Genomic DNA, 10,473 nt, shown 5'->3' with positions numbered 1-10,473 from the left:
TACTCGGTACCCAGCACACGCCAGTCGCGGAAGCTCACCTCTTCCGGTGTCTTCGGGAAAGACAGCATGTCCTCCCTGGGCACCGGTGCGAACAGGCCGCTGCGGCGCAGGTCGGCGGAGATAATTTCGGACACATCTTCCGCCAGCACACCGGTTCCAGACCAGTCAAACGGGGATACCGCTATCGGGGTCGGGTCCTGGTTGCCGCTGGTAATCTCCACCACCAGCTGTGCCCGGGCGGACAGGGCCAGCACGCAGCTGACCAGTGTGGCAAAAAGCAGTAATACGTTCTTTTTCATCATTGGCGCAGGTCTTCGGGTCTGAAAATGAGTTTGGTAGTTCGGATCTGCCGCTCAAACAGCGACGGCTCCTCGCGGGCCACATCGGCCACTTCCGGGAATACTTCCACCTTCTTGATCGCGGTCAACACCGATCTGTCCACCGCAGCATTGCCACTGCCTTGGGTAATGGTCGCCGCCACCACCCGGCCCGTGGGCACGAAATTGATCTGCACTTCCACCACCATGCCGTTGCGGGCACTGGGGGGACGGCTCCATACCGCCTGGATACGCTGCTGGATCGCCTGGGCCACCGACATGACTGCCGTGGCATCGTCACTGGCATCCTGGATTTCCTCTTCATCCTCGAGCGCCTCTTCAAAAGCACTCTTGCGCTCCTGCTCCAGCTTTTCCTTACGCTCTTTTTCCTTGCGCTCCTTCTCCTTGCGCGCCTTGTCTTCGGCCTCTTTCTTCTTGCGCGCAGCCTCGTCGGCCTTGCGTTTCTTTTCCGCCTCTTCCTTTTTCTTGCGCTCAGCTGCGGCCTTGCGCTTCTGGTCTTCCGCCGCCTTCTGCTGCTTCTCACGCTCCTGCTGTAACTGGCGCTGCTTGATCAAATCCACCTTCGGCGGCGCCTTGGGCTTATTGGACTTGGACTCCAGCGTCACCAGTTTCGCCTGCACGAACTTGGGCATCGGCTTGAGCTCTTTCTTGTGCTCCGCCTCCCACCCAAAGGTCAGCACCGCGATCAACAGCGCGTGCAGGGCAACACTTATAACGATAGCCGGGCCGTACGAGCCATTCATACTGGAACGCCCCGGATCATTCTGACGGCGGCTCGGTGACGAGCCCCACGCTCGGCGCACCGGCCTGCTGCAGGTGCGTCATGGCACCCACAATCAGGCCGTACTTCGCGTCGGTATCGCCCCATACCAGCACCGGGGTTTTCGGCTTCTGGCGCAGCACCTTGGCCACGGTTTCCTTGATTTCCGGCAGCGGCTTGGCGACTTTTTCATCCTCGCCGAGATTGAGATAATAGGTGCCATCCGCACGCACAGACACGATCAGTGGCTCGTCATCGGTATCCTCGATCGGCGCGGACGGTGCGTCCGGCAGATCGACCTTGACCCCCTGCATCAGCAGCGGCGCGGTCACCATGAAGACGATCAGCAGCACCAGCATCACGTCGATGTACGGCACCACATTGATCTCGGAGACCAGCTTGCGCTTGGGGGCTTTGCGAAAATTGCTCATGGTTCGACTCTTGGCACAGCTTCGCTGATGGCGCCTTAGCTGGCGGCGTGCACTTTGCGGTGCAGGATGGAGGAGAACTCTTCCGCGAAGGTCTCATAACTGGATAACAGCCACTCGGCCTTGGCGGAGTAGCGGTTGTAAGCCATCACCGCGGGAATGGCGGCAAACAGGCCCATGGCGGTAGCCACCAGTGCCTCGGAAATACCCGGCGCCACCGTGGCGATGGTCGCCTGGTGCATAGTGGCAAGCCCGCGAAAGGAGTTCATGATGCCCCACACGGTGCCGAACAGACCGATATAGGGACTGACGGAGCCCACGGTAGCCAGGAACGGCAGGTTCATCTCCACCTTTTCCTGCTCCCGGGACATGGCCACGCGCATCGCGCGCTCGGTACCTTCCATTACCGCCGCCGGGCTGCTCTTGCCCTGCTGGCGCAGACGGGTGAATTCGGTGAATCCGGCGCGAAACAGGGATTCGACACCGTCGATCTTGCCCTTCTCCGCCGCGGCATTACCGTCGCGGAACAGCTGGTTCAGGTCCGAACCGGACCAGAATCGGCGCTCGAAGTTGATCATGGCCTTGCGCGCCCGGGACAGGTAGGTACCGCGCTGGATGATCATTACCCAGGAGATCACCGAGGCCATGAGCAGCATCAGCATCACCAGCTGTACCAGCAGACTGGCGCTGGAAATCAGCCCCCACAGAGAAAGTTGTTCACCGGCATTCATGTTGTTAACTCACTGCCTTCAATGCTTGATAGATGGATTCGGGTAGAGCGCAGGGTTTGCGGCTGGCGTCGTCGACGCAGGCCACTTTGACCACACCCTCGCAAATAATTTCATCGCCGCGCCAGATTTTCTGTTCGAAGGTAACGGCGGCGCGCCCCAGCTTGCCGATAGCGGCACTGGCCTGCAACTGATCGTCTAATATTGCAGACTTTTTATACTGAACCTGCGCTGAATGGACGACCAGTAACAGGCCCTGCTGGGGCATTGCGGGCTTATCATAGCCGAGTGAGCGGACCAATTCTGTGCGGGCGCGCTCCATATACTTTAGATAATTTACGTAATACACGATGCCGCCAGCATCGGTATCTTCGATGTAGACACGAATGGGAATATTGAAGGGTTCTGACACAAGCTGTCCTTAAATCGCCGACCGCGAACTCGGTTTTTCTTTTCTTCTGCGGTTTGGGGCCGCCGGCAAGCTCACTAGAAGTGCCGACGGCAACCAACGATGGACAACATGCTACAGGATGACGACCGGTTCGTCAGGCCCGGTCAGGCTTGGGAATATCGAAATGTGCATACGCCAGTGCGGTCACTACCCGCCCGCGGGGGGTGCGGGTGATGTAGCCCTGCTGGATCAGATAGGGTTCGAGCACATCCTCGATGGTATCGCGCTCTTCACTGATGGCGGCGGCGAGGCTGTCCACACCCACCGGGCCGCCGTCAAACTTCTCAATCATGGTGAGCAGCATACGACGGTCGAGCTGATCGAATCCGCGGACATCCACATTGAGCATATTGAGGGCGCGATCGGCGGTTTCTGCACACACATAACCGTTGCCTTTCACATCGGCGTAGTCGCGCACCCGGCGCAGCAGCCGGTTGGCGATACGCGGGGTGCCGCGAGCGCGGCACGCCACTTCCCGCGCGCCCCCCTCATCCATCTCCACCCCCATCAGACGGGCGGAGCGGGCGACAATACTGGTGAGGTCGTCGATATTGTAGAACTCGAGGCGCTGCACGATGCCAAAGCGATCCCGCAGTGGCGAGGTGAGCAGGCCCGCACGGGTGGTCGCGCCTACCAGAGTGAACGGCGGCAGGTCGAGTTTGATGGAGCGCGCCGCCGGCCCCTCGCCGATCATGATGTCGAGCTGGTAGTCCTCCATCGCCGGATACAGCACTTCCTCCACATGGGGGCTCAGGCGGTGGATTTCGTCGATAAACAGCACATCACCGGGTTCCAGGTTGGTCATGATGGCCGCGAGATCCCCGGCCTTTTCCAGTACCGGGCCCGAAGTGGTCTTGATCGCCACCCCCATTTCTGCGGCGATAATGTTGGCCAGCGTGGTCTTGCCGAGACCGGGCGGGCCGAACACCAGGGTGTGGTCCAGCGCTTCGTTACGCAGCTTTGCCGCCTGGATAAAAATTTCCATCTGCTCGCGCACCACCGGCTGGCCGACGTAATCGGACAGTGATTTGGGGCGCACGGCGCGGTCGTACTGCTCTTCCTGGCCGGAGGGCCCGATAGGTTCGGGGGCGATGAGACGATCGGCTTCAATCACTGGGCTTTCTCAAACATTCAGGCTCAAACATTCAGGCCGGAGCCATGCTCTTTAGTGCGTGTCGGATCAGGGTAGCACTGTCGGCGTCGGGTTGATCCTTGGCTGCGCGAGCCACCATTTTGCTGGCGTCAGTGGGTTTGTAGCCCAGTGCAACCAGGGCGCTTTCGGCTTCACCCGCGTGATCCATTTTCGGCTCAGCATTCACCGCCAACAGCGGGATATCCCCAAGGTCGCCGGCCTGCGGGGTAAGCTTACCGCGCAGTTCGATGATCAGGCGTTCGGCCGTCTTTTTACCCACACCGGGCACTTTCACCAGCGCACCGACATTGTCGTCGGCCACACAGCGCGCCAGTGCGGCACCGTCGAGACCGGAGAGAATCGCCAGCGCCATTTTCGGGCCGACACCATTGACCTTGATCAGGATGCGGAACAGCTGGCGATCGGATTCTCGGATAAAACCAAACAGCTGCTGGGAGGTTTCCGACACCGCCAGGTGAGTGTGCAGCTGTACATTGCCGCCCAACTGAGGCAGTTCAAAGATGGTGGTCATGGGAGCCAGTACTTCGTAGCCAACCCCCTGGACGTCTAACAAAAGTTGCGGTGGCTGAACCGCAGCCAGTTTACCGGTGAGTCTTCCGATCATTGTTGTTCCAGATTTTATTCAAGGTTCCGGGATAGGCTTTTTTTAGACCCGTCATGTAACACTCAACCGCCCGCGCCGGAATCTGGCGCGAGAGCCTGTGGATGCCTGAATCAGCGTCTGCATGGTATGCATATGGCAAAGCGCCACCGCCAGCGCATCCGCGGCGTCTTCCTGTGGAGAGGCAGGCAGTTTCAACAGGGTTTTGACCATGTGCTGCACCTGCAGCTTGTCCGCTGCACCATTGCCCACCACCGCCTGCTTCACCTTGCGCGCCTCGTACTCCGACACCGGCAGATCCGCATTGGTGGCGGCGACGATGGCCGCACCTCGCGCCTGCCCCAGCTTCAGTGCGGAGCCCGCACTCTTGGACATAAACACGTTTTCGATGGCCATCTGCTGCGGCTGATATTGCTGGGCGATCTGGCTCACCGCGTCAAAAATGAGCTTGAGGCGCTCCGGCAGCGGGGCATCCGGTATGCGGATTACACCACTGGCCACATAGCGTGCGTTCGAGCGCTCCACATCGATCAGGCCGTAGCCGGTCTTGCGCGAGCCGGGATCTATCCCCAGGATTCGGGTCACGGCTGCCAGCCCCCTGTACATTTATACAATTCTGGCGGGAAGTGTCCCAAGGTGATCGCGGGGCGTCAAGGCGAATGGGGAGTCTCGATATCCGGATACAAAAATGCCCCGACTCGCGGGGCAATTTCACTGGCAGACGAAGCCGTGGACTCAGTCCAGCTCCGCCATCACCTCTTCCGGGATATCCGCATTGGTGTAGACATTCTGCACATCGTCCAGATCTTCCAGCATGTCTACCAGAGCCATCACCTTCTCCGCGCCCTCTTTATCGAGGGCTACAGTGGTGGACGGGATCATCGCGATCTCCGCGCTGCCAGGGGTAAAACCTGCTGCCGTCAGCGCCTCTTTTACCGATATGTAATCGGTAAACTCTGTGGTCACCTCGATGCTGCCATCGTCGCTGGTGACGATATCTTCGGCACCAGCCTCCAGCGCCGCCTCCATCAGGGCATCCTCATCCACACCGGACTCGTAGAACATCTGCCCCTTGCGAGAAAACAGGTAGGCCACGGAGCCGTCGGTACCCAGGTTGCCACCGCGCTTGGTGAAGGCGTGACGGACCTCACTGACGGTGCGGTTGCGGTTGTCAGTCAGGCACTCCACCAGTACCGCGACACCGCCAACGCCGTAACCTTCGTAGGTCACCGATTCGTAGTTATCACCGTCGTTTGCGCCGGCGCCGCGGGCAATCGCCTTGTCGATGGTGTCGCGCTTCATGTTCGCGCCGAGGGCTTTGTCGATGGTGGCACGCAGGGTGGGGTTGTCATCCGGGTTGCCGCCGGCTTTGGCAGCAACGGTCAGCTCGCGAATGATCTTGGTGAAAATCTTGCCCCGCTTGGCATCCTGAGCGGCCTTGCGGTGCTTGATGTTGGCCCATTTACTGTGTCCCGCCATGATTAACCCCCGGTTTGGCTCCGAATTCTTTGGCTTATAAATGAAAAAGGCTTCCGGTGGCGGCCGGAAGCCTGAACCAGAAGCCGGGTGGGCTTAGCCCACCTGCTCCTCTTTGCTGCGCAGGCGAATGCTCAGCTCGCGCAGTTGTTTGGCATCTACCGTGCCGGGTGCGTCGGTCATCACACATGCGGCACTCTGGGTTTTCGGGAAGGCGATGACGTCGCGGATGGAGTCGCTGCTGGTCATCAGCATCACCAGACGGTCGAGACCGAAGGCCAGACCACCGTGGGGCGGCGCACCGTATTTCAGTGCATCCAGCAGGAAACCGAACTTCTCGCGCTGCTCTTCCGCGCTGATGCCCAGTGCGCGGAAAACGATCTGCTGCATTTCCTGGTTGTGGATACGGATAGAGCCACCACCCAGCTCGGTGCCGTTCAGCACCATATCGTAGGCGCGGGACAGCGCTTCCAGCGGATTCTTTTCCAGCTCTTCCGCAGGGCAGGACGGCGAGGTGAACGGGTGGTGCAGCGCGGTAATGCTGCCATCGTCATTCTCTTCGAACATGGGGAAATCCACTACCCACAGCGGCGCCCACTCGGCGACGTAGAGGTTCAGGTCTTCACCCAGTTTGCAGCGCAGGGCACCCAGCGCCTCGGTTACGATCTTGCCCTTGTCGGCGCCAAAGAAGATCAGGTCGCCGTTCTCCGCATGCAGGCGGTCGAGGATGGCTGCGCGCACCTCGTTGGGCAGGAATTTGACGATCGGTGACTGCAGGCCGTTCTCCAGGTCGGACTTGTCGTTGACCTTGATGTAGGCGAGACCCTTGGCACCATAGATGCTGACGAACTTGGTGTAGTCGTCGATCTGCTTGCGGGTCAGTTTGTCGTTGCCGCCCGGTACTTTCAGCGCAGTGACGCGGCCTTTCGGATCGTTCGCCGGGCCGGAGAACACCTTGAAGTCCACTTCGGTCATCAGGTCCTTGATGTCCACCAGCTCCAGCGGAATACGCAGGTCCGGCTTGTCGGAGCCGAATTTCGCGATCGCTTCACTGAATGGCATACGTGGGAACTCGCCGAGCTCCACGCCTTTCAGCTCCTTGAACAGTTTGCGGATCATGCCCTCGGTGATGGACATGATGGCGTTTTCATCGAGGAAACTGGTCTCGATATCGATCTGGGTGAATTCCGGCTGACGGTCTGCACGCAGGTCTTCGTCGCGGAAGCACTTGGCGATCTGGTAGTAGCGATCGTAACCAGACACCATCAGCAACTGTTTGAACAGCTGCGGGGACTGCGGCAGCGCGAAGAACTTGCCGGCGTGGGTACGGCTCGGCACCAGATAGTCACGGGCACCCTCGGGTGTGGCGCGGGTGAGGATCGGGGTCTCGATATCCAGGAAGCCCTCGCCGTCCAGGTAATTGCGGATGGCGTTGGTGATCTGCGAGCGGAACCGCAGGTTGCGCTGCATTTCGTTGCGGCGCAGGTCCAGATAGCGGTATTTCAGGCGCACGTCCTCGCCGACGGCGGTGTGCTCGTCGAGCTGGAAGGGCGGGGTTTCCGCAGTGTTGAGGATTTCCAGCTGCAGGCCGTAAACCTCGATTTCACCGGTCACCATATTCGGGTTGACCGCTTCCGGCGCACGCGCACGCACCCGGCCGGTGACCTTGAGAACGTACTCGCTGCGCACGCGGTCCGCCATTTTGAAGTGTTCGGCGGCGTCCGGATCAAACACCACCTGGGCGATGCCATCGCGGTCGCGCAGGTCGATGAAGATCACCCCACCGTGATCGCGGCGGCGGTCTACCCAGCCACACAGAGTTACTTCGCGGTCAATATCGGCGGATCGCAGGGCGCCACAATAATCGGTGCGCATGGAGTCTTATTCCCTTAGTCAGTAGTGTTGAATCAGCTTGCTTTGGCAGTGCCGGAGGTGGATGTGCCCGCGCTGGCTGCCGGCTTGTCCTTGTTCGGTTTGGCGGCGTCCCCCGCCAGGTTCTTCTTGCTGCCGGTCTTGAAATCGGTCTCGTACCAGCCGCCGCCCTTCAGCCGGAAACCGGCTGCGGAAATTTTCTTGCTCAGTTCCGCCTGGTTGCACGCCGGGCAGTCCGTCAGCGGAGCGTCGCTCATACGCTGCAGGGCTTCCATCTGATGGCCACAGGCCTTGCACTGGTATTCGTAGATAGGCATGGTTTCAACCTGAGATCTCACGGCATCCAAAGGGGCGCAGATTATACATGAGCCCCCGGGAGGGAAGAAGTTACCTGCATCGCGCGCCCGCAAAGCCACCTCGACCCGCACCGAAAGGCTAAATTCCGGCCAAAACCCTGTAAAAATGCACTTTTTTTCCAATTTTCCCCGATGCGCGCGGATAAAAACTGGATATACTCAGTCCAGTACTTGGGAACCCCCTGTCGTACTGGAGAATCCGACCGATTTCCGGAGCTCCCGAATCACTTTCACTGGAAAAACACTGATATAGAAGGAAGCTAACGATGGCCGCACGCAAGACCGCCGCAGCTAAGAAAGCCCCCGCCAAGAAAGCAGCAGCCAAAACTGTAGCTAAGACTGCAGCGAAAAAGGCTCCCGCCAAGAAAGCCGTAGCCAAGGCTGCTCCGGCCAAGAAACTGGCCGCAGTCAAAGAAAAGTTCACCAAAACCCAGGTACTGAATCACATTGCCGAGACCACCGAGCTGTCCCGCAAGCAGGTTCAGGCAGTTCTGGACGAGCTGACCAATGTGATCGAAAGCCACGTGAAGAAGAAGGCTGTGGGCGAATTCGCCCTGCCGGGTCTGCTGAAAATCACCACCGTGAAGAAGCCGGCCAAGAAGGCGCGCAAGGGCATCAACCCCTTCACTGGCGAAGAGACCACGTTCAAGGCCAAGCCTGCGAGCATCCAGGTAAAAATCCGCCCGCTGAAGAAGCTGAAGGAAATGGCCGAGTCCTGATTCTCGCCGCTTTCAGCCACGAAAACCCCGCTTTTGCGGGGTTTTCTGTTTGTATACCCGCGGCGTAAAATGGCCGCCCTCTAAAATTACCTAAATTCACCGACAGAAAAGAAAGCCCTATGCGCGCCTCCCGCTATCTGATCGCCACCCAGAAAGAAACCCCCAATGACGCTGTGGTCATCAGCCACCAGCTGATGCTCCGCGCCGGCATGATCCGCCGCCTGTCCTCCGGCCTCTACACCTGGCTGCCCACCGGCCTGCGCGTGCTGCGCAAGGTGGAGCGCATCGTGCGCGAGGAGATGGACCGTGCGGGTGCGCTGGAAGTGCTGATGCCGGTGGTGCAGCCGGCGGAACTGTGGGAAGAATCCGGCCGCTGGCAGCAATACGGACCGGAGCTGCTGCGTATCCAGGATCGTCACGACAACCCCTTCTGCCTGGGCCCGACCCACGAGGAAGTGATCACCGACCTGATCCGCACCGAGGTCAGCAGCTACAAGCAGCTGCCGGCGAACTTCTACCAGATCCAGACCAAGTTCCGCGATGAGATCCGCCCGCGCTTTGGCGTGATGCGCGCCCGTGAGTTCACCATGAAGGACGCCTACTCCTTCCACCTGACCGCGGACTCGCTGCAGGAAACCTACGATGTGATGCACGCTGCCTACTGTCGCATCTTCGACCGCATCGGCCTGGATTACCGCCCGGTACTGGCGGACACCGGCTCCATCGGCGGCTCCCACTCCCATGAATTCCACGTGCTGGCCCAGAGTGGCGAGGACGATATCGCGTTTTCCACCGTGAGCCGTTACGCGGCAAACGTGGAACTGGCGGAGGCCGTGGCGCCCGCCGGTGAGCGCCCGGCTCCATCCAAAGAGATGGCGGAGCTGCACACCCCCGGCCAGAAAACCATTGCTGCGCTGGAAGAGGCCTACGGCATTGCTGCCAATACTTCGGTGAAAACCCTGATCGTGCTGGGCGAGACCGAGGAAGAGGGTGCGGAAGCGCCGCTGGTAGCACTGGTGCTGCGCGGTGACCACGACCTGAATGAACTGAAAGCAGAGAAGCTTCCGGGCGTTGCCAGCCCGCTGCAGTTTGCCCCGGAAGCACGTATCGCCGCGGAACTGGGTTGCGGCATCGGCTCCCTGGGCCCGGTGGGCATGAAGATCGATGTGATCGTGGATCGCGCGGCGGCGCATCTGGCGGACTTCGTATGCGGTGCCAACAAGGATGATTACCACCTGACCGGTGTGAACTGGGAGCGCGACGTGGCGATTGCCCGCGTGGAAGACCTGCGCAATGTGGTTGCCGGCGATGCGAGCCCGGACGGCGAGGGCGTGATTGAAATCAAGCGCGGTATCGAAGTCGGCCACATTTTCCAGCTGGGCAACAAGTACAGCCAGGCAATGAATGCCAAGGTGCTGGATGAGAACGGCAAGGAACAGGTGATGGTAATGGGTTGTTACGGCATCGGGGTTTCCCGGGTTGTGGCGGCGGCCATCGAGCAGAACCACGACGATGCGGGCATCATCTGGCCGGAGGCCATCGCGCCGTTCCAGCTGGCGATCGTGCCGATCAATATGCAAAAGAGCGAAGC

At 60.0% G+C, this 10,473-nt stretch carries 12 protein-coding genes and 1 pseudogene; 2 read left to right on the top strand and 11 right to left on the bottom strand.

Annotated elements, in window-relative coordinates:
• From VIL80_RS03315 to VIL80_RS03265, 11 genes and pseudogenes are all read right to left on the bottom strand, one after another.
• Positions 1-299 (bottom strand): annotated as a pseudogene (locus VIL80_RS03315) (Tol-Pal system beta propeller repeat protein TolB); the annotation flags it as partial.
• Entirely contained in the window at positions 299-1,081 is a 783-nt protein-coding gene (tolA, locus tag VIL80_RS03310; RefSeq protein WP_332034737.1) for a cell envelope integrity protein TolA, read from the bottom strand. The gene tolA and the pseudogene VIL80_RS03315, both read right to left, overlap by 1 nt.
• Before the next feature lie 16 nt (positions 1,082-1,097).
• Positions 1,098-1,529 (bottom strand): protein TolR, encoded by a 432-nt coding sequence (gene tolR / locus VIL80_RS03305; protein WP_332034736.1) that lies wholly within the window; start codon positions 1,527-1,529, stop codon positions 1,098-1,100.
• A gap of 35 nt (positions 1,530-1,564) precedes the next feature.
• Complete coding sequence (gene tolQ, locus VIL80_RS03300; protein WP_332034735.1) at positions 1,565-2,257, bottom strand: protein TolQ; 693 nt, start codon at positions 2,255-2,257, stop codon at positions 1,565-1,567.
• Positions 2,258-2,261: 4 nt separating this feature from the next.
• Complete coding sequence (gene ybgC / locus VIL80_RS03295) at positions 2,262-2,666, bottom strand: tol-pal system-associated acyl-CoA thioesterase (protein WP_332034734.1); 405 nt, start codon at positions 2,664-2,666, stop codon at positions 2,262-2,264.
• Between the two features lie 133 nt (positions 2,667-2,799).
• Entirely contained in the window at positions 2,800-3,819 is a 1,020-nt protein-coding gene (gene ruvB, locus VIL80_RS03290; protein ID WP_332034733.1) for a Holliday junction branch migration DNA helicase RuvB, read from the bottom strand.
• Between the two features lie 31 nt (positions 3,820-3,850).
• Positions 3,851-4,462, bottom strand: coding sequence for a Holliday junction branch migration protein RuvA (ruvA, locus tag VIL80_RS03285; protein WP_318955020.1), 612 nt, complete (start codon positions 4,460-4,462; stop codon positions 3,851-3,853).
• Between the two features lie 51 nt (positions 4,463-4,513).
• Positions 4,514-5,044, bottom strand: a complete 531-nt coding sequence (ruvC, locus tag VIL80_RS03280; protein WP_318955021.1) for a crossover junction endodeoxyribonuclease RuvC — start codon at positions 5,042-5,044, stop codon at positions 4,514-4,516.
• Between the two features lie 150 nt (positions 5,045-5,194).
• Positions 5,195-5,938, bottom strand: a complete 744-nt coding sequence (locus tag VIL80_RS03275; protein ID WP_332034732.1) for a YebC/PmpR family DNA-binding transcriptional regulator — start codon at positions 5,936-5,938, stop codon at positions 5,195-5,197.
• Between the two features lie 93 nt (positions 5,939-6,031).
• The gene (aspS, locus tag VIL80_RS03270; RefSeq protein ID WP_332034731.1) at positions 6,032-7,810 is read right to left on the bottom strand and encodes an aspartate--tRNA ligase; all 1,779 of its coding nucleotides are present in this window, start codon (positions 7,808-7,810) and stop codon (positions 6,032-6,034) included.
• 32 nt (positions 7,811-7,842) lie between these two features.
• Positions 7,843-8,124 (bottom strand): FmdB family zinc ribbon protein, encoded by a 282-nt coding sequence (locus tag VIL80_RS03265; protein ID WP_332034730.1) that lies wholly within the window; start codon positions 8,122-8,124, stop codon positions 7,843-7,845.
• Between the two features lie 305 nt (positions 8,125-8,429).
• Between VIL80_RS03265 and VIL80_RS03260 the strand changes: the two genes are divergently transcribed.
• Complete coding sequence (locus tag VIL80_RS03260) at positions 8,430-8,882, top strand: HU family DNA-binding protein (protein ID WP_332034729.1); 453 nt, start codon at positions 8,430-8,432, stop codon at positions 8,880-8,882.
• A gap of 119 nt (positions 8,883-9,001) precedes the next feature.
• The coding region (locus tag VIL80_RS03255) for a proline--tRNA ligase (protein WP_332034728.1) at positions 9,002-10,473 on the top strand (1,472 nt) is incomplete at its 3' end.

It is taken from the genome of Microbulbifer sp. (assembly GCF_036563125.1).
Taxonomy (GTDB): Bacteria; Pseudomonadota; Gammaproteobacteria; order Pseudomonadales; family Cellvibrionaceae; genus Microbulbifer.
This window is presented reverse-complemented; position numbering and strand designations above follow the sequence as displayed.